Here is an 18136-nt window from a genome sequence, read left to right on the forward strand (position 1 = left end):
GTCCCGCGACGCTGACGAGAATCGCTGCCATCGATTGTCAGGTTTCGCTGTCACGCTGGAGCGGTGACTTCACGGACCCGGTTGCTGCTTCCGGCAGCCTTCATCACGTCCCTCGGCAACAACATCCAGCTGCTCGGTGCCGCCTTGCTGCTGGTACGCGCGCAGGGGTCGATGCTCGACGTCGGCTGGTTGTTCATCGCGGTAGCCGTCCCGCAGGCGGTGCTCTCGCCGTACTTCGGCCGCCTGGCCGACCGCTTCGACCGCCGCCGGCTGTGGATCGGCTGCGACGTACTGAGCGCCGCGGCAGCCCTCGCCCTGCCGATCGGCCTCGCGCTGGGCGCACCCCAGCAGTCCCTCGTCTACGGCACCAACTTCGCGCTGGCAGTGATCGCCGCCCAGTTCACCCCCGCCAGCGCCGCGCTCATCCGCGAACGCGTCCCTACCGACTGGCTCCGCCAGTTCAACGCCCACTACGAGATAGCTCTCCAGTCCGGCATGCTCCTGTCCGCAGCCGCCGGCGGCGTAGCACTCCAGTACTTCGGCCCCCAGCCCCTCTTCACCTTCAACGCCCTGACATTCGCGCTGTCCGCCGCCTTCGTCGCGGCAGTAGGTGCTCGCCGGTCAATCACCGGCCCGCTCGACCGCCCCCGGAGCGCGCCCACCTCACCCGTCCCGGCGAAGTCGACCACCCGCGTCGACTCGCCCTCCCACCCGGCGGGCATTCCGCTGGCGCCCCTGGCGGTCTTGTTCGGGCAGGGGCTTGTGGTGGTCACCGTCTTCAACGCATTGACGCCGGTGCTCGTCGTCGGGGAGTGGCATCGCGGGCCGGCCGTACTCGGCGTGACCGACGCGCTCGGTGGCGTGGGGTTCTTGTTGGCGGCGGCTGTTTATCGGCGGTCGGCGCAGTGGTTCGGAGATCTGCGGCTCGCGGTCGGGGGATTCATGATCTGCAGTGCGCTCCTGGTCCTGCAACCGCTGTTCGGCGTACCCCAACTGATGGGGTTCGTACTGCTCGGCGCCTTCCTGTTCGGCCAGTCCCGGATCGCGACCCGTTCACTGCTGATGACGTCGGTCGACGAGTCCCGGGTCGGGCACGCGTTCGGGATCGCGAACGGGTACGGCCTGGCGGCCACCGTCGTTGTGATGCTGGTCGCCTCGATCGTCACCGGCCACTCCGACGCCCGCTTCGGCTTCGCCGCGCTCGCGATCGTCAGCCTGCTCTCCGCGTCCGTCGCCGGCACCTCGATCGCCCGCCGGAACCGGACCGCCGAACCAAAAGTAACAGCACTTATATAAGTGCTGTTATGATCATCGCATGGAAGATCCCACCGAGCAGAGTTTGTGGCGGCCGTTGCACGACTTGCTGGCCAGGTTGGACGGCGAGATCGGGCAGATCTACACCGATCGGGAGATCAAGGGCCTGAAGCCGACGTACGTCCGTGAGCTGCTCCAGCTGCACCTCAAGGGCCCGATGACGATCACCGAGCTGGCCGACGCGATCGGCCGTACGCATTCCGCGCTCAGCCAGAAGGTGTCCGCGATGCGTACGGCCGGCCTGGTCCGGACCGTGCCGGGCGCGGACGCGCGCAGCAAGCAGGTCACGCTCACCGCGAAGTCGAAGAAGCTCGTCGAGCTGCTGGCGGCCGAATGGCGTGCGACCGAGGCGGCGCTGGCGGAGCTCGAGGCCGAGCTGCCGTACCCGATGTCCCAGGTGGTCCGCGACGTCGAGGAAGCGCTTGCGATGAAGAGCTTCCACGACCGGATCATGGACAAGCTGGAGAAGCTGAAGTGAAGAACGCGCTCATCGACCTCGGCCCGCTGCGGGTGCTGACGTACCGGCGGTTGTGGATCGGGCAGGTGCTGTCCGGGTTCGGCGGCCAGCTGACGTTCGTCGCGGTGATGTTCCAGGTCTGGGACCAGACGTCGAGCCCGGCGTGGACCGGCGCGGTCGGTTTGGCGCAGGCCTTGCCGCTGATCGTCCTCGGTCTGTTCGCGGGCACGCTCGTCGACCGGATGGAGCGCCGCCGGATCTACCTCGTCACCACGATCGGGCAGTGGCTGGTCGCGACCGTGATGGCGAGCCAGTTGCTGTTCGGCCGCGTCCCGGTCGGCGTTCTTCTTGTCCTTATCGCTGTCCAGGCGTCGTTCGGCGCGACCGCCGGACCGGTAGCGCGGACCGTACTCCCGAAGCTGCTCAGCAGGGACCAGTTGGCGGCCGGGATCGCGCTCAACCGGATCGGGTTCCAGGGCGCGATGCTGCTCGGCCCCGCGCTCGGCGGCGTGATCATCGGCGCGTGGGGTGTCGGCGTCTGCTACCTGATCGACGCCCTCAGTTTCCTCGCCGCGCTGTACGGCGTACTCGGCCTGCCGCGGATGCAGATCGAGACCACCGCGAAACCGGGGCTGCGCGGCGTCTGGGACGGGCTGCGGTTCATCTCGGTGACGCCTGTGATCCGTGGCGCGCTGATCACCGATCTCGCGGTGACCGTGTTGTCGATGCCGGTCAGCCTCTTCCCGGTGATCAACGCCGAGCGGTTCGGCAACAACCCGCGGACGCTGGGGTTGTTCCTGACCGCGATCGCCGTCGGCGGGGTCGCCGCGTCGCTGTTCTCCGGATCGTTCACGCGGCTGCCGCGGCACGGGCTGGTGATGTTGTGCGGGTCGGCCGGCTGGGGGATCGCCCTGCTGTTGTTCGCGTTCTCGCCGGTTCCGTGGCTGGCGCTGGTGTGTCTCGCGGTCGCCGGCGCAGCGGACACGGTGGCGGTCGTGTCCCGCAGTACGATCGTCCAGCTGCACACGCCGTCCGAGTTGCTCGGCCGGGTCAGTGCCGCCGAGCAGATCGTCGGTCAGGCCGGCCCCGACCTCGGCAACCTGCGCGGCGGTGTCGTCGCGCAGATGACGTCGCCGGTCGCGTCCCTGGCGTCCGGCGCGTTGCTGTGCGTCGCGGCCGTTGCGGCGGTGGCCGTGACCACGCCGGGGCTGTCAGCGAGCGACAGTGCGGAAGCCAGCGTTGCCCATTGACGAGTCCGGCGTGTTCGACGAGCGGGCCGCGTTGCGGTAGCGGTTGCAGTACGAGTCGTGGCAGAGGTACGAGCCGCCGCGCATCACCCGGGCCGCGCCGAGCGACGGACCGGGCGGGTTCGCGGCAGGGGAGAACTTGTAGTACCGCGGGCCGAACCAGTCGCCGCACCACTCCCAGATGTTGCCGACCATCTGCCACAGGCCGTACCCGTTCGGCTGGTAGGTACGCACCGGGGCGGTGGTGAGGTAACCGTCCTCCTCGGTGTTGGTCCGGGGGAACTCGCCCTGCCAGATGTTGCACCGCCACACACCGTCGGCGCCGATCAGCTCGTCGCCCCACGGGTACCGCTTGCCTTCCAGCCCGCCGCGCGCGGCGTACTCCCATTCGGCCTCGGTCGGCAGCCGCCGCTCGGTCCACTTGCAGTACGCCGTCGCGTCGTTCCAGCTGACATGGACGACGGGATGGTCGTCGAGCCCGTCCAGGTCCGAACGCGAACCGCCCGGATGCCGCCAGTCCGCGCCGCGCACACCGGCCCACCACGGCGTACCCGAGGCCGGCCCCATCACCTCGTCCGGTTCGGCCGCGAGCGCGAGGTGGAACACGGCGGAGTACCCGAAGTTCTCGGCCTCGGTGCGGTATCCGGTCGCGTCGACGAACCGCGCGAAGTCCGCGTTCGTCACGCTGGTCGCGTCGATACTGAACGCCCCCACCTCGACCTCGTGCACAGGTGTCTCACCATCGGCCTCGTTCTCGTCCCCGAGCCCGTTACCCATCGCAAACACCCCACCACCAACCAGCACCTGCTCGACCAGATGCTCCCCGCGCCCAACCGGCACCACCGGAGCCGGCGAACCCCCACCCCGAGAAGGCGCACAACAGGACGGCTGCTCGTCGGTCATACCCGCAGCTTAGGTTCAGTGGAGATCCAGAAAGTCCCGGAGCCACTGGTCGATCTCGGCGAGGCAGCCCGTATCGATCTGACCTGCCGACCGGCTGACTCGTTCGCGGCTGATGGTGCGGGGTTGCTCGGTGAGAGCCCAACTCGGCTTGCGCAGCTTGAGGCCGGCTCCGCTGAGCCGGATGTGATGGGGCCAACCACGGTCCTTCGTCGTCACCGGGAGGACAATCGCCAGATCCGGGACAGCGTCCAGGTAGTCGTTCGCGGCGACGATGACGGCCGGCCGCTCACCGAACTGCTCGCGGCCACGCGTCGGGTTGAAGTCGACCCACACCACGTCGCCGCGGCGCAGTTCACGCATCGGCCAGACCGTCCTCGCCTGCCTCGTCCCATACTTCGGTCAGCTCGTCGTAGTCGGCGTCGCGGCCGCTGTCCGCATACGCCCGGCGCACGGCGGCGAACCGCTGGTGCCGGGCATGCTCCTCCGTCACCCGCTGCAGAAACTCAGCAGCAGTCAGCCCTTCGGCGCGTGCGGATCGCATGACCGTGTCGCGCACGTGCTTCGGCACTTTGAGGGAGGTCATCTCGGACATACCCATTAGGTTACCAGCCTAATACCAGGACGGGATACTTTTCGGCATACTTCCGCTATCCCAGTTTCGGGGGGCCTTGTTCTATTCGGTGCAGGATGGGGGCGAGGCGGTAGAAGTCGGGGCCGGTGATGAGTTGGCGTTCGTCCCACCAGGTGGCGCCGGCTTCGGCGAGGGGTTCGATCAGGGGGCGGGGGTCTTCGGCGGGGCTGATGCCGCCGACGATCACGTCGTAGGGCGCGCTCGGGTCGGCGCGCTGGTCGGTCAGGAACGTGATCAGCTCGCGGACCTCCTCGACCGCGGGTGCCTGGCCGTGGTTGGCGCTGGCGAACAGCGGTACGGCGCCGTCCCAGCGAGCCGCGCGGCGCATCGGGGCCTTGCGCGGCCAGTACCCGGCGATCCACACCGGCGGGCGCGGGCGCTGGACCGTTGCCGGCAGCAACTGCACGTCGTCGGCGCGGTAATGCTTGCCGTCGTGGTTCACCCGCTCGCCGGACCAGTACGCGGCCATCAGGTCGAGGCCCTCGTCGAGCCGCTCGGCCAGTACGCGGGGATCGGTCTCGTCGCCGAAGCTGCCGAACTCGTCCTCGATCGGCCCGCCCAGGCCGGCGCCGAAGATCACCCGCCCACCACTCAGCGAGTCCAGCGTGGCGACCTGCCGGGCGAGCTGCTCGGGGCGGCGCCGCGCGACCGGCGTGACGAGCGGACCGAGCTTGATCCGGGACGTCGCCAGCGCAGCCGCGGTCATCAGCATCCACGGGTCGCCGAACGGCTGTCCGCGCCGCTGTTCCTTGCTGTGTACGACGTGGTCCCAGAAGAACAGGCCGTCCCATCCGGCCTCCTCGGCGGCCTTCGCCACCCGCACCACGACGTCGGCGTCGGCGAAGTCCCCGAAGTTCGGAATGTTCACAGAAAAGCGCATGGTCACAACCGTAGTTCGACGAACGGAATCGTGTCGCCGGGCAGCAGGTACGTCTCCACCTCGACGAACCCCTGCGCCTTCGCGAACCGCAGCCCGTCGGTGTTGCTGGAAAGGATGTGCGTCTCGATCTCGTCCGCGAGCTCGCGTCCGCGGCGCAGGCAGTGCTCGTAGAGCGCCGTACCGAAACCACGCCGCCGGTACGCCGGCAGTACCCGCGCGATCACGACCGCCGCGGTGGTCTCCTCCGACGGCGGGCGGACCGTCGAGCAGCCGACCAGGACATCCCCCTCGTACGCCACCTCGAGCACGTTCCGCGTCGCCCGCTCGCGGATCTCGTCCACAGACAGCGGCGCAGTCGGAATGATCTCGTTGTGCACCCGCTGCCAGTCCAGCAACGTCGCCTCGTCCTCGATCTGCACAATCCGCAACATCCGGACAGTCAAACAGATCGAGCTGTAGCGGTAGCGTTCGGACGTGCGCATCCTCTTCGTCGGTAACAGCTTCACGTCGCGGAACAACCTGCCGGGACTCGTCAAGGGCCTGGCCGGTGCGCGGGGGATCGAGGTCGAGCACAAGCTGATCTCGGCCGGCGGCGCCTCGCTCCGGCAGCACCTGAACGCGGGCAAGGCGCTCGAGGCGATCGCGAGCGGCGCCTTCGACACCGTCGTACTGCAGGAACAGAGCACGTTGCCGATCAAGAGCCCGGAGCGCTTCCGCGAAAGCGCCCGCGACTTCGACGCCGCGATCTCGGCGGCCGGCCTGCGTACGGTCCTGTACCAGACGTGGGCGCGGCGCAACGCTCCGGAGACGCAGAAGGCGCTCACCGAGGCGTACGGCGCGGCCGCGCTGGAACTCGGCGCCACGCTGATCCCGGTCGGCATGGTCTGGGAGAAGTTCCTCGCCACGTACGACGAGCCCGCGCTGCACGACGCCGACAACAGTCATCCCGCGCTCGCCGGCAGCTACCTTGCCGCCTGCGTCTTCCTGATCGCCCTGTTCGAGGAAGATCCGGTCGGCATCGACGTCCCGGTGAAGGGCCTCGACACGGCACCTCTTCAGCAGGCGGCGTGGGACATCTGCAGTTCTATGTAGCGTCGTGGAAGACCAGGCCGAGCGTATGGCGCTGACCTGAGCGGATCGCGGAGACGCCGTGCCGCACCGGCGCCGCCGACCAGCCGCGGGCCGAGCGAACGGGCCGGTCGCGGGTCGTGAAGAGCAACCCGTGGCCGTGCGGGATCAGGGTCGACGTACCGCGGGACTGGGCGCGCGGGCGCTGCTCGACCAGCAGGAATTCGCCGCCGGTGTGGTCGATGCCGGGCTCGTTCAGGTTGATCACCACCTGCAGCGGGAACACCTTTTCGCCGTACAGGTCGCGGTGCAACGCGTTCCAGTCGCCGGCGCCGTACCGCAGCAGGATCGGCGTGGGGCGGGTCTGCCCGGCGCGGTGGCACACCTCGAGCCACTCGTCGAGCGTGTCCGGCCACTCGACGTCGCGGCCGAGTTTGGCGTACCAGTCGCGGGCGATCGGCAGCAGCCGCGGGTAGAGCGCGTGCCGGAGGGCATCGATCGGCTCCGGGAACGGCGCGTCGAAGTACTTGTACTGGCCTTCGCCGAAGCGGTGCCGGGCCATGTCGATCGTCGACCGGAAGCGCCGGGTGTCGTCGTACATCCCGGCGATCGTCGCGGCCTCGCCCGGCGTCAGCAGTTGCGGCAGTAGAGCGCAGCCGAGGTCGTTCACCTCGGCGGTGACGCTCTCCCAATCGGCTCCGGCGACTCGTCGTTCGTACTTGTTCATACCTCCTGAACGCTCTGGCGCAGGATCGTGTGAGTCTGCTCCAGCACGGTGATCGGCGCGAGCATCGTCGCGTCGTCGAGCGGGCGTTCGCCGGTCTCGAGCATCTTGAGAAAGACCTTCAGGCCCGGTACGACGTACTCGGAGTCGAGCCGTACGTCGCTGCTCACCAGCTCGGTGCGCCCGACGAGCTCCGCGTGGAACGGGACTCGGCCGGCATCGCTCGGCTTGACCAACTGCAACGTGACGAGGACGCCGGCGCAGCGGTACCGCACGACGACCGTCGAGCCGACCCGCTCGACCTCGACCGGACCGGGCTCGCCGGGCGCGAGGCGCTGCGCGAGGTCGGCGGCGTGGATGCCGTAGAAGAAGATCCCGCTGTACTCGCTGTCCGGATCCGCCGGGCCGGTGACCGTGATCGCCTGCAGATCCTCGACGCGGGCGGCTGCCAGCGCGTCGGCATCGGCGACCCAGCGCACGGCGGAGTACGACGTCACCGCCGCGCCCCCGCGCTTCGCCGCGTCCAGGATCGCCTGCGCGTCCGCCGTACTTGCTGCCAGCGGCTTGTCCACCCAAACCGGTACGCCGGCCTCGAGGAACGGTACGGCGTACTCGCGATGCAGCGCGCCGTCGCGGTTCGTGACGATCAGCGCGTCGACGTCGCCGATCAGCTCGACCGCGGTCCGCACGATCCAGGTGATCCCGCCCGCGGCGGCGAGCTTCCGGTTCCGCTCGTCGTCGGCGCCGACCAGCGTGACGACGCGGGTGTCGCCGGCGAGCTGTTCGGTGTTGAGGTGCCGGACGATCTCGTCGGCGTGGCTGTTCTCGGTACCGACCAGCGCGATGCGCATCAGTCCTCCAGTTCGACAGGGCGTCCGGTACGGGCGGACTCGTACACGGCCAGTACGGTCGCCAGCGAACGGCGTCCGGCCTCGAGGGTGATCGCGGGCGGCCGGTCTTCGCGCACGGCGGCGATGAAGTCGCGGTACTGCGCGAGGTGCGCGAGCTCGACCTCGCTCCAGTCCTCCGGGCCTTCGAGTGTGGCTGCCTCGGGCGGTTGGCCGTTCGCGGATGCGAAGTACGCGAGCACGTCGTCGTCGAGTACTGCCGTACCTTGGTCGCCGTGGATCGTCAGCCGCACCGGGCGGCCAGGGTACGCCGCCGTACTCGCGAGCATCAGGCCGATCGCGCCGCTCTCGAAGACGATCGTCGCGCCGGCGAGGTCCTCCACCTCGATGCCCTTATGCGCGAGCCGGCCCGTCTCTGCGCTGACCCGCACCGGCTTGCCGAGCATCCAGACGAGGAGATCCAGCGCGTGGATCCCTTGGTTCATCAGGGCGCCGCCGCCGTCGACCGCCAACGTACCGCGCCAGTCGTCGCCGTCGTAGTACGACTGCGGCCGGAAGAACGCCGACTCCGCGATGCCCGAGGTCACCCGGCCGAGCGAGCCGCCGTCGATCGCCGCCCGGATCTGCGCGACCGGCGGCTGGAACCTCCGCTGGCTGATCACGGACACCGTCAGCCCGGTCTTGCGCTCCGCCACGATCAACCGGTCCGCGGCTTCCAGCGTGATGTCGACGGGCTTCTCGACAATCACATGCTTGCCGGCTTGGAGGGCCTCGATCGCCGCGTCAGCATGCAAGGCACTGGGCACACAGACCCCAACCGCGTCGATCTCCTCGGCAGCGTAGGCCTCGGCCGCAGTCGCATACGGTTTCGCGCCGTAGTGCTCAGCCAGCTGCGCACCCCGCTCGAGATCCTGATCCACGACGGCAACCAGGGTCGCCTCGAGCGCGTCGATGAGACGTGCATGCACAGTGCCGATCGCCCCGGCACCGATCAGAGCAAATCGCATAGAACCTCTCCCCAGTCGATAGGTCGCCACTCACTCAGCCGCCCATGGCACCGGGCCGCCACCGTTTTCTGCGGATTGCTGGGCAAGCAGTGCGATTCGGGTGGCGAGGATGCTTCGCTCGGTGGTGATGTCCGGTTCGTTGCCTGCGGCAAGCGCCTTCAGAGGCAGTTCCGCAGGCCGATAGCCGGCCGGCAGCGGTATGTCGTACGGCGCCTGCTCGTGCGTGGTGAGGACGAGCCGATTGCGCGCCCACAACAACTCAGCCGTACCGCCGGTGCCGATCAGCTTCATCCGGTAGTCACCGTGGACGGGAGACCCGGCCGGGTTCATCCAGTCGACGCCGGCCGTGATCACCGCACCAGGTCCGCTCAGCGTGGCGACACCGTACATCCCGTCCACGATCGACCCGCTCACCGTCCCGCTGGTCAGGCCGGTGAACAGCAGCGCGGCGTCGATGTCGTGCACGGCGAGATCGTTCAGTACGCCGCCGTACCGCTCCCGCTCGAAGAACCAGTCCGGCCGCGTCGGCCGGTTCAGCTTGTGCGGCCCGGACGAGGTCACGCCGTGGATCGTCCCGAGGCTGTCAACGATCTCCAGCGCCGCGAGCGTCACCGGGTAGTACCGCTTCTCGAACAGCACAGACACGTGCCGCCCGGTCCGACCCGCCGCCTCGGCGATCGCATCCAGGTCCTCGAGCGTCGTACACAACGGCTTGTCCGCGATCACGTGACAACCGGCGTTCAACGCGTCCACGACGACCTGCCCACGGTCGCCGTAGATCCCCGCGACCATCACCACGTCCGGCTCGACCTCACGCAGCAGTTGGCGGTGGTCCGTGAACACCTTCGCGGCGTACGGCGACGCCCAGCGCTCGGCCGTTTCCCGGGACGGGTCCGACACCGCGACCAGCGTGAAGCCGTCTGACTTGTCGACCTCCGCCGTCGCGTACGCCACGTGCGGGTGCGCGGCGCCGGCGATCGCGATCCGAGTCATGCCCAGGAGTCCACCATGCAACCGGTTGCATTGCAACCGCCGGTTCAGCGGGCAACGGCGAAGCGGAAGTTCAGGCCTTCGGATGTCAGTACCTTGAGAGTGGTCGGCGAGACCCCAGGACTGTCGTAGAAGCGGGTGCCTTCGCCCAGTAGTACGGGCGAGATGTGCAGGACGATTTCGTCGACCAGGCCGGCTTCGAGAGCCAGGCGTGGTACGGCGCCGCCGGTGACGACCAGGTCCTTCGAGCCGGCCGCCTGCAGGCCGGTCGCGACCACGTCGCGGATGTCGCCGGAGACGTACGTGAACTCCGGCACCACGTTGGTCGCCGGGTCCTTGTGCGTGTAGATCAGGATCGGCCCGGTCCACGTACCGCCGTACGGGCGGTTCTCGCCCATCACCTCGACCAGCCGCCCACCGCACAGGAAGGCCCCGCAGCCCGCGACCACCTCGGCGCCCAGGCCCGACGGACCGCCGTCGCCGAGGAACATCCACCCGACTCCGTCGTCGCGGTCGCCGATGAAGCCGTCCAACGACATCGTCATGTGCCAGATCACTCGTCCGCTCATGGTCACCAGCCTGCGCGCACTGTGATTCATGCGTCCAATGCCAATCTGATCGGAATCGCATAGATATCATCGATACATGCTCGATCTCGTCCGGCTCCGGGTGCTGGCCGCGGTCGCCGCGCACGGCTCGGTCACCGCGGCGGCCGAGGCGCTGCACTACACCCAGCCCACCGTCAGCCACCACCTCGCCCGGTTGGAGGCCGCGACCGGCGCGAAGCTGATCCGGAAGGCAGGCCGCGGCATCCGGCTCACGCCCGAGGGCGAGATCCTCGCGCGTCGCGCCGCGGAGATCGTCGGCCGGGTCGACGCCGCCGACGCGGAACTGGCCGCGTTCGTCGGCCTGCGTTCCGGCCGGGTCCGGGTCGGCGCGTTCACCTCGGCGCTCAGCGAACTCGTCCCGCCGGCCGCCGCCGAGCTCCGCCGCGAGCTGCCGAGTCTCGAGCTCGAGCTCACCGATCTCCATCCGCGCGTTGCCGTGGATCAGCTGAGAGCCGGCGAGCTCGACCTCGCGATCGTCTTCCGGTACGACGACGAGCCGCCGGACGACGGCGTCCGCTACACGTACCTTCGCGACGACCCGATCCACCTGCTCAGCCGCCGTACCGGAGAAACGCTCGCCGACCACCGGGACTCCGACTGGATCGCGGGCTGCCCGAACTGCCGCCGCGAGCTGCTCCAACACTGCGCCGACGCCGGCTTCACCCCGCGGATCGCCTTCACCACCGACGACGTCGTCGTCAAACAAGCCTTCGTCCGCGCCGGTCTGGGCGTCACGACGACGCCCGCCCTGGCGCTGCGCGCCCACCGCACCCCTGGCGTCCGCTCCACCGAACTGCCGATCGTCCGGCACCTCTTTCTGGCCGTGTACGGCGATCCACCCGACCCGCCGGCCACAAGAGCCTTCATTACTGCCCTGAAACGAGTAACACTGAGGTAGGAGCCGTTCGACTCCGGTTGGAGGACCGGGTGATGGGGCACTTGGTGAGCATGGTGAACGTCGGGCCTCGGTACGAGCGGATCTGGCGGGCGGCAGTAGGTGTGCTCGCCACGATCGGTGTGCTCACGGCGCTGGTGTTCGTGTCGCCGGCGACGAACCTGGCCGCGTTCCTGGTCGCCGCGCTGACGATGGGCGCGGTCTGTCTGAGTATCGGCTTGGGTCGTGACCTGCCGAACGCCGACCTGGTCCGCGTCGTACCGCGCGGCGCCGTGCTCGGCGGGCTGTGCGTCCTCGCGGTCTGCGGGTACGCCGCCGCGGTCGGCGCGCGGACCGTGACGCTGGTCCTGCTGGTCCTCGGCGTCTCGCCGCCGGTCGTCGACTGGCTCCGCTCGGGCCGCACACCGCGACCGGTACGACCCGCGCGCCCGCTCCGCCGGATGTCGCGCGGCCCGGGCCGCCGTCCGGCGAAGAAGTTGCCGAAGGCCCCTGTACTGCAGCAGGACCTGCCGATGCCGAAGTACCTGACCGCGGTCGTCCGCAGCGTCTGCGAACTCAGCGACGAGGAACTGTGCCTCGCCTGGCGCCGCAGCTTCACCCAGCTGCAGCGGATCGCGGGCGCCGACCGCCGCCAGGCGATGGTCGACGTACGCCGTGCCTACCTGGACGAACTGGAACGCCGCCACCCCGACTCGTTCGCCACCTGGCTGGCCTCCAGCCCCCGCGCCGCCGGCGACCCCGCCCGCTTCTTCATCCACCGAGCAGACCACTAGGAGAGATTTTTGTGAGCGGTACGGACACCACCCGGACCGACCGCACCTTCTTCGGGCATCCGCCGGTGCTCGCCAACCTCTTCGGGGTTGAACTCTGGGAACGATTCTCGTTCTACGGCATGCAGGGCATCCTGCTGATCTACCTGTACTACTCCGCCGAGCGCGGCGGCCTCGGCATCGACGAGGGTACGGCGACCAGCATCGTCGGCGCGTACGGCGGTCTCGTCTACCTGTCGACGATCCTCGGCGGGTGGCTGGCCGACCGGCTGCTCGGTGCCGAACGCACGCTGTTCTACAGCGCGATCGTGGTGATGTGCGGACACATCGCGCTGGCGCTGATTCCCGGCATCGGTGGGGTCGCCGTCGGCCTGGTGCTGATCGGCTTCGGCAGCGGCGGTGTGAAGGCGAACGCAACCTCGCTCGTCGGATCGCTGTACGACGAACACGACGAGCGGCGTGACGGCGGGTTCTCGTTGTTCTACCTGGGCATCAACCTCGGCGCACTGGTCGGCCCGCTGCTCACCGGGCTGTTGCAGAAGAATGCCGGCTTCCACTACGGATTCGGGCTGGCCGCGGCCGGGATGTTCCTCGGCATCGTGCAGTACGGCGCCGGACGCCGCCGGCTCGGTGCCGCCGCGCGCGAGGTCCCGAACCCGCTCCCGCCCGAGGCGTTGCGCCGTACCGGTCTGATCGCGGCAGGTGTCGTCGTGGTCGTCGTCGTACTGCTGATCTCGGGCGTGCTCCCGGCCTCCCGGTACGCGACGGCGGTGGCGGTCATCAGTGCGATCGCGGCGGTGATCTACTTCGCGGTGATCCTCGGGAGCAGTCGCGTGACCGAGGTCGAGCGCCGGCGGGTCAAGGCCTTCATTCCGCTGTTCATCGCCAGCGCGGCGTTCTGGTCGTTGTACCAGCAGCAGTTCACCGTGGTGACGATCTACTCAGACCAGCGACTGGACCGGAACATCCTCGGCTGGGAGATGCCGGTGTCGTTCGTGCAGTCGATCAACCCGGTGATGATCATCGTGTTGTCCGGGGTGTTCGCCGCGCTCTGGACGAAGCTCGGCCCGCGGCAGCCGTCGACGCCGGTCAAGTTCAGTGCCGGCCTCGCCGTGATGGGAATTGCGTTCCTGCTCTTCCTGACGATGGCCGGCGGCGGCCCGAACAGCGCCCCGCTGCTCGGACTCGCCGGCATCCTGCTGGTGTTCACGATCGCCGAGCTGTTGCTCTCACCGGTCGGCCTGTCGCTGTCGACCAAGCTCGCCCCGGAGGCGTTCCGGACCCAGATGGTTGCCTTGTTCTTCCTTTCGGTCGCGCTGGGTACGGCGATGTCCGGCGTACTCGCGAAGCTCTACAGCCCCGACCACGAAGCTGCGTACTTCGGCGTCATCGGCGGAGTCGCGCTCGTGTTGGGCGGGCTGCTCGCGGTGGCTGTCCGCCCGATCCGGCGGCTCATGAGCGGCGTCCACTGAACGCTGTCTGCAGGTCCGCGGCGATCAATTCGATCGCGTGGCGGCCGGCCGACAGCGCTGCGGGGAAGTTGAGGAACGCGTGCATGGTGTCGGCGTATTCGACGAGTTCTGTTGGTACCTCGTCCTGCTTGAGACGGGCCGCGTAGGCTAGGGCGTCGTCACGTAGCCAGTCGCGTTGGGCAGCCAGCAGCAGGGCTGGTGGGAGACCTTTGAGGGTCTCGGCTTGGAGCGGTACGCCGCCTGGTGGGATCTCGCGGGTGCCGAAGTACCACTCGTGCCAGTCGGAGCTCGGGTGGAGGTCGAGGACCGGGTAGCAGAGGATCTGACGGTCGGGGAGTGGCACGCCGTTGTCGCGGGCTAGCAGGCAAGCACCGGCGGCCAGCGCACCGCCTGCGCTCTGTCCGCCGATGGCGACCCGGCCGTCGCCGTCGACGTGGTCGCGGATCCAGCCGAGGGTCTCGTAAACGTCCTGGAGTCCTGCTGGGCAAGGGTTTTCGGGCGCGAGCCGATAGTTGAGCGAGACAACGGTGACGTTGCCGTCGGCAGCTATCCGGGAGGTCGCGTGTTCGATGTCCCGCAGGTCGCCGCCGACGAAGCCGCCGCCGTGCAGCCAGAGCAGGATCGGCCGCGGCTGGGTCGAGTGCCGGTAGATCCTCGCCTGCAGCGTTCGCCCAGGAAGGTCGATCGCGATGTCCTCGGTCGCGACGCGTGGGTCGAGTTCGCCGGCGATCGCGGGGTCGGGGAGGTCTTCGCGGTCGAGGAGGAGCGCTTCGTACGGGTCGAGGTCGGGGTTGCTCGGGAGATCGGCCAGGTGCTTGAGCAGTGCGTCGGTTTCGGGGCCGAACTGCGGATTGTCGACAATCATGCGATCACCGGCTGCAGGTGCCGAGCGGCGTGCGCGAACAGAACGCCGTCCGGCGTTGTAGACACGTACTCGGCCAACGCTCCGATCCCGCCGTCGAACCCGCCGCCCGTGGACGGGTCGGCCCAGGTTTCGTCGTCGTACTGGAGGATTTCGGCGACCAGGGCGTCGCCCACGTTGTGGAAGCGGTGCAGGAGCAGCTCCGACGGGATCCGGCGGCCGGCCTCGACGCCGCCGTGGTTGAGGGCGCTGCCGATGTCGGCGGTTTCCCAGCGCGGGTCGAGGCTCCAGTGTCGGCGGCCCACGCGGGCGTCACGCAGTACGGCGAGGTTGATCTCGTCCCACATCAGCACATGCGCGACCAGGTCGTGCAGCGAGTCGCAGAAGTGCCCGAGCGGTCCGTCGTTCACTTCGTACGGCGTACGGAGTTCGTCCTCGGTCTTGCCCTCGACCTGGCTGAGCAGCAGTTCCTGGTCGCGGCGGATCATCCCGGCCGCCTGCGCCGGGGTCGTCGTCGGTGTACGCATGTCGACAATCAAACAGTCGACGATGCCACGCCCGCGATGGATTGAGGGAAGTGCTCAATCCACGGCACGGTACGCCGCCATCTTGGCCCGGGCGCCGCACGTGTTCATCGAGCACCACCGGCGCTGCCCGGGCCGGCTCGTGTCGACGAACAGCAGTGAGCAGTCGTCCGCGGCACAGGACCGGATGCGGCCGACGTACGGGCCGGTCAGCAGGTCGATCGCGTCTCGGGCCAAAGTGGTGAGCAGGTCGGTCGCCTCGGGTGAGGCGTCTTCCAGCGCAAGCTCGGACGTCAGGCGCGGGCCGGGAAGCCGGCGGCTGCTCCATCGGTTGACGACGCCGACGTCCGCGGCGACGGCCGTACCTGAGAACAACCTGTACAGCGCCTCGCGCAGTTCGATCGCCATCCCGCGGACAGCGGGCGAGATTGCCGGCGGCTGCCGGGTCAGCCCGGACTCCTGGAACCAGCGGGCGAGGTCGCCCACCTCCGGGATCCGCTCGAACGGCGCCTGCTCGCGCTTGCCGAGGGTCGCCGTGAAGTCGACCGACGGACGGCCGCCGACCCAGGTGAACTCCGTCTGCATGGTGGATAGTCTATCATCGGTGTTACCAGTTAAACCGGTAACAGAGGAGTCGGGCGTGAAGATCGGGATCGTCGGCGCAGGCGGTGTGGGTGGGTACTTCGGAGCGCGTCTGGCGGCGGCCGGGCAGGACGTCGCGTTCGTGGCCCGGGGCAAGCACCTCGAGGCGATCGGCTCGGACGGGCTGGTCGTGCACAGCCCGGACGGCGACCTGCGGCAGCCGGTGCGGGCGACCGACGATCCGGCGCAGCTCGGCGTGGTCGACTACGCACTCGTCTGCGTGAAGACCTGGCAACTGCCCGAGGTGATCGAGTCGATCCGCCCGCTGGTCGGCCCGGACACCGCGATCGTCACCGTGCAGAACGGGGTCGAGGCGCCGGGGCAGGTCGCGAAGGTTTATGGGGAGCACGCCGTACTGCCCGGGGCCGCGGAGGTGATCGCGTACGTCGAGAGCCCTGGGGTGATCCGGCACCTCGGCAACGGGAAGCTCAGCTTCGGCGAGTGGGGCAACGGGACGACGTCGCGGGTGGAGGCGTTGCGGGACGCGTTCGTCGGTGCCGGGCTGCAGGCGGCGATCCCGGAGGACATCTGGGTGGCGTTGTGGACGAAGTTCCTGTCGGTGGTGCCTGGCGGCGGTCTGGGTACGGCCACCGGCGCGGGGTACGGCGTACTCCGCAAGCAGCCGGCCACCCGCCAGCTGCTCACCGAGGCGACGGCGGAGATCCGCGATCTCGCTGTCGCCCGCGGGGTTCGGCTCCCGGCCGATGTCGTCGACCGGACGCTCGACTGGATCGATCAGCTCCCAGCGGACGGGACCACGTCGCTGCAACGCGACCTGATCGCCGGCTGGCCGTCGGAGCTGGACGCGTGGACCGGAGCGGTGGTCCGGCTCGGTCGCGAGTCGCGCGTGCCGACGCCGATCAACACGCTGCTGTTCGAACTCGCGACAGCCAGGGTGCTTGCTACTGGCAACTAGTTCGGCGGAACGGGATCGCGGCCGCGAGGTCGAGTACTGCCATCAGCGACCAGAAGTAGACGGCGATCCAGACCTCGCGCGGTCCGACGGCCGAGTCCTGGGTGAGGGTCGCGATCAGCCAGCCCGGAATCGGCATCACCGCAAGCACTGCGCACGCGATCCGTTTCCACCGTGTGCTGCCGGCGATCGCGTATCCGCCGGCGATGCCGAACACAGGCACCGCCAGCGCGCCACCACCGATCCCGCCGGCCAGGAAGTGCGCCGGATCCGCCAGCCCTGGAAGCAGCACGGCGGCCAGCAACATCGGCGAGTACGGCAACCACCGCCGCGGCCGGCGCCCCATCCGCCGCAGCCACTCACCCCACCCGACCAACACCCCCACAGCCGCCCCAGGCAACAAAATCCACCCAAACGTCCCACCCCAACTGACCGCGGACCCACTCCCCGCAACCTGAGCCATAAACCCCCGCAACCCACAACTCCAAGCCAACCCACAAACCCCACCCACCACCAACACCTGCACCCCCGCCCGACGCAGAGCTGGCTTGCGCGAGTGCACCGCACCCCGCTCCTCCGCGCCCCGCTCCTCCGCGCCACCCCGGGCGTTGGCCCCTGCGCCGCCCGGGGGGTTTTCTGTTGTGTGGTCTTGCATGGTCAGCTCTCGATTCGGGCGTGGAGGTGGGAGTTGGGGGTGGACTCGTGGTCGCGGGTGAGGAGGGCGGTGAAGAGGATGCACAGGGTGATGCCGTAGATGGCTACGCCGAGGGGGAGGGCGCTGGTCACGCTCACCCCGATCATCGCGACCGCCCACACGCCGGCGACCAGCGCGGTGTAGCGCTGCCACCCGCTCCACGAGCGCAGTACGACGACCCCGGCGACGAGCAACCCGACCGCGGTCAGCGCGACGCCGAGCCCGAAGAACCCGCCGACCACCTTCGGCCCAGTGTCACTCAGCCGCTGGTCCGCGATCGGAATCGACGCCACCTCGGCGAGCAGCAACACCAACGTCCCAGCACCCGCGATCGCGGCCCCGACCCGCCCGGCGCGGGTCGTCAACGAGCGGAACAGCGCGAGCATCCCGCAGAACACCAGCAGATGGAGTACGGCGTACACGATCGACACCGGGACGATCGCGTCCGCGCTCCACGGGTAGCTCCAGAGCTTGTCGGAGATCGTGGACGCGGGCTTGACGACGGCCTCGACGCCGACGCCGGTCAGCGTGGTCACGGCAGCGCCGATCAGGCCGGTGATTGACAGATTGCGGTTCATGGTTCCCCACCTTTCGAAGATTGTGGTTCGACGGTAGGAACCAGTGGTTGCCGTGCGCATCGGCAGCAGTACGACGTTCGATGTAGGTGCCAGCACTGTTGGCGGGACG

The 18136-nt window shown here is 69.0% G+C and carries 23 protein-coding genes; 8 read left to right on the top strand and 15 right to left on the bottom strand.

Annotated features, from left to right (window positions below; all coding sequences use genetic code 11):
• Positions 1-63 precede the first annotated feature (63 nt).
• From ACFYRU_RS29555 to ACFYRU_RS29565, 3 genes are read left to right on the top strand one after another with little or no spacing between them, the layout of a single operon-like run.
• Positions 64-1296, top strand: a complete 1233-nt coding sequence (locus ACFYRU_RS29555) for an MFS transporter (protein WP_387664317.1) — start codon at positions 64-66, stop codon at positions 1294-1296.
• A 19-nt stretch (positions 1297-1315) separates the two neighbouring features.
• A complete protein-coding gene (locus tag ACFYRU_RS29560; protein ID WP_387664319.1) occupies positions 1316-1792 on the top strand; it encodes a MarR family winged helix-turn-helix transcriptional regulator in 477 nt (158 codons plus the stop codon).
• Positions 1789-3021 carry an MFS transporter gene (locus ACFYRU_RS29565; protein WP_387664321.1) on the top strand — a complete coding sequence of 411 codons (1233 nt, stop codon included), beginning with the start codon at positions 1789-1791 and terminating at the stop codon, positions 3019-3021. Before ACFYRU_RS29560 ends, ACFYRU_RS29565 begins: the two co-directional genes overlap by 4 nt.
• On the opposite strand, the gene ACFYRU_RS29570 is transcribed toward ACFYRU_RS29565, so the two are convergent.
• Genes ACFYRU_RS29570 through ACFYRU_RS29590 form a run of 5 tightly spaced genes read right to left on the bottom strand, consistent with a single transcriptional unit; the run spans position 2983 to position 5863 of the window.
• The gene (locus ACFYRU_RS29570; protein ID WP_387664323.1) at positions 2983-3921 is read right to left on the bottom strand and encodes a formylglycine-generating enzyme family protein; all 939 of its coding nucleotides are present in this window, start codon (positions 3919-3921) and stop codon (positions 2983-2985) included. The genes ACFYRU_RS29565 and ACFYRU_RS29570 overlap by 39 nt on opposite strands.
• A gap of 15 nt (positions 3922-3936) precedes the next feature.
• Positions 3937-4281 (bottom strand): type II toxin-antitoxin system PemK/MazF family toxin, encoded by a 345-nt coding sequence (locus ACFYRU_RS29575; protein ID WP_387664325.1) that lies wholly within the window; start codon positions 4279-4281, stop codon positions 3937-3939.
• Complete coding sequence (locus ACFYRU_RS29580) at positions 4274-4513, bottom strand: hypothetical protein (protein ID WP_387664327.1); 240 nt, start codon at positions 4511-4513, stop codon at positions 4274-4276. Before ACFYRU_RS29580 ends, ACFYRU_RS29575 begins: the two co-directional genes overlap by 8 nt.
• A gap of 55 nt (positions 4514-4568) precedes the next feature.
• Entirely contained in the window at positions 4569-5432 is an 864-nt protein-coding gene (locus ACFYRU_RS29585) for an LLM class flavin-dependent oxidoreductase (protein ID WP_387664329.1), read from the bottom strand.
• A 2-nt stretch (positions 5433-5434) separates the two neighbouring features.
• Complete coding sequence (locus ACFYRU_RS29590) at positions 5435-5863, bottom strand: GNAT family N-acetyltransferase (protein WP_387664331.1); 429 nt, start codon at positions 5861-5863, stop codon at positions 5435-5437.
• Positions 5864-5906: 43 nt separating this feature from the next.
• On the opposite strand from ACFYRU_RS29590, the gene ACFYRU_RS29595 reads away from it, so the two are divergent.
• Complete coding sequence (locus ACFYRU_RS29595) at positions 5907-6524, top strand: hypothetical protein (RefSeq protein WP_387664333.1); 618 nt, start codon at positions 5907-5909, stop codon at positions 6522-6524.
• Here the strand turns inward: ACFYRU_RS29595 and ACFYRU_RS29600 are convergent.
• Genes ACFYRU_RS29600 through ACFYRU_RS29620 form a run of 5 tightly spaced genes read right to left on the bottom strand, consistent with a single transcriptional unit; the run spans position 6517 to position 10638 of the window.
• Positions 6517-7227, bottom strand: a complete 711-nt coding sequence (locus tag ACFYRU_RS29600) for a 2OG-Fe(II) oxygenase (protein ID WP_387664335.1) — start codon at positions 7225-7227, stop codon at positions 6517-6519. The genes ACFYRU_RS29595 and ACFYRU_RS29600 overlap by 8 nt on opposite strands.
• The gene (locus ACFYRU_RS29605; protein ID WP_387664337.1) at positions 7224-8075 is read right to left on the bottom strand and encodes a Gfo/Idh/MocA family protein; all 852 of its coding nucleotides are present in this window, start codon (positions 8073-8075) and stop codon (positions 7224-7226) included. Before ACFYRU_RS29605 ends, ACFYRU_RS29600 begins: the two co-directional genes overlap by 4 nt.
• Entirely contained in the window at positions 8075-9079 is a 1005-nt protein-coding gene (locus ACFYRU_RS29610) for a Gfo/Idh/MocA family protein (protein ID WP_387664339.1), read from the bottom strand. The genes ACFYRU_RS29605 and ACFYRU_RS29610 overlap by 1 nt, the downstream gene beginning before the upstream one ends.
• Positions 9080-9109: 30 nt before the next feature.
• The gene (locus ACFYRU_RS29615; protein WP_387664341.1) at positions 9110-10072 is read right to left on the bottom strand and encodes a Gfo/Idh/MocA family protein; all 963 of its coding nucleotides are present in this window, start codon (positions 10070-10072) and stop codon (positions 9110-9112) included.
• Positions 10073-10116: 44 nt separating this feature from the next.
• Positions 10117-10638, bottom strand: a complete 522-nt coding sequence (locus tag ACFYRU_RS29620) for a dihydrofolate reductase family protein (RefSeq protein ID WP_387664343.1) — start codon at positions 10636-10638, stop codon at positions 10117-10119.
• A gap of 76 nt (positions 10639-10714) precedes the next feature.
• Between ACFYRU_RS29620 and ACFYRU_RS29625 the strand changes: the two genes are divergently transcribed.
• The 3 genes from ACFYRU_RS29625 to ACFYRU_RS29635 are packed head-to-tail and all read left to right on the top strand — an operon-like array spanning position 10715 to position 13814.
• A complete protein-coding gene (locus ACFYRU_RS29625) occupies positions 10715-11575 on the top strand; it encodes a LysR family transcriptional regulator (RefSeq protein ID WP_387664345.1) in 861 nt (286 codons plus the stop codon).
• A 32-nt stretch (positions 11576-11607) separates the two neighbouring features.
• A complete protein-coding gene (locus ACFYRU_RS29630) occupies positions 11608-12345 on the top strand; it encodes a hypothetical protein (RefSeq protein ID WP_387664347.1) in 738 nt (245 codons plus the stop codon).
• 11 nt (positions 12346-12356) lie between these two features.
• Positions 12357-13814 (top strand): peptide MFS transporter, encoded by a 1458-nt coding sequence (locus tag ACFYRU_RS29635; RefSeq protein ID WP_387664349.1) that lies wholly within the window; start codon positions 12357-12359, stop codon positions 13812-13814.
• Here ACFYRU_RS29635 and ACFYRU_RS29640 read toward each other — a convergent pair.
• Genes ACFYRU_RS29640 through ACFYRU_RS29650 form a run of 3 tightly spaced genes read right to left on the bottom strand, consistent with a single transcriptional unit; the run spans position 13795 to position 15785 of the window.
• On the bottom strand, positions 13795-14679 hold the full coding sequence (locus ACFYRU_RS29640; RefSeq protein WP_387664351.1) for an alpha/beta hydrolase: 885 nt from the start codon (positions 14677-14679) through the stop codon (positions 13795-13797). The two genes, ACFYRU_RS29635 and ACFYRU_RS29640, sit on opposite strands and share 20 nt — an antisense overlap.
• Entirely contained in the window at positions 14676-15203 is a 528-nt protein-coding gene (locus tag ACFYRU_RS29645; protein ID WP_387664353.1) for a hypothetical protein, read from the bottom strand. The genes ACFYRU_RS29640 and ACFYRU_RS29645 overlap by 4 nt, the downstream gene beginning before the upstream one ends.
• 54 nt (positions 15204-15257) lie before the next feature.
• Complete coding sequence (locus ACFYRU_RS29650; RefSeq protein ID WP_387664355.1) at positions 15258-15785, bottom strand: CGNR zinc finger domain-containing protein; 528 nt, start codon at positions 15783-15785, stop codon at positions 15258-15260.
• Positions 15786-15840: 55 nt separating this feature from the next.
• Between ACFYRU_RS29650 and ACFYRU_RS29655 the strand changes: the two genes are divergently transcribed.
• Entirely contained in the window at positions 15841-16758 is a 918-nt protein-coding gene (locus tag ACFYRU_RS29655; protein WP_387664357.1) for a 2-dehydropantoate 2-reductase, read from the top strand.
• Here the strand turns inward: ACFYRU_RS29655 and ACFYRU_RS29660 are convergent.
• On the bottom strand, positions 16745-17134 hold the full coding sequence (locus tag ACFYRU_RS29660) for a hypothetical protein (RefSeq protein ID WP_387664359.1): 390 nt from the start codon (positions 17132-17134) through the stop codon (positions 16745-16747). The genes ACFYRU_RS29655 and ACFYRU_RS29660 overlap by 14 nt on opposite strands.
• Positions 17135-17412: 278 nt before the next feature.
• Complete coding sequence (locus tag ACFYRU_RS29665; protein WP_387664361.1) at positions 17413-18027, bottom strand: hypothetical protein; 615 nt, start codon at positions 18025-18027, stop codon at positions 17413-17415.
• Between the last annotated feature and the right edge of the window lie 109 nt (positions 18028-18136).

It is taken from the genome of Kribbella sp. NPDC004536 (assembly GCF_042873835.1).
GTDB lineage: Bacteria > Actinomycetota > Actinomycetes > Propionibacteriales > Kribbellaceae > Kribbella.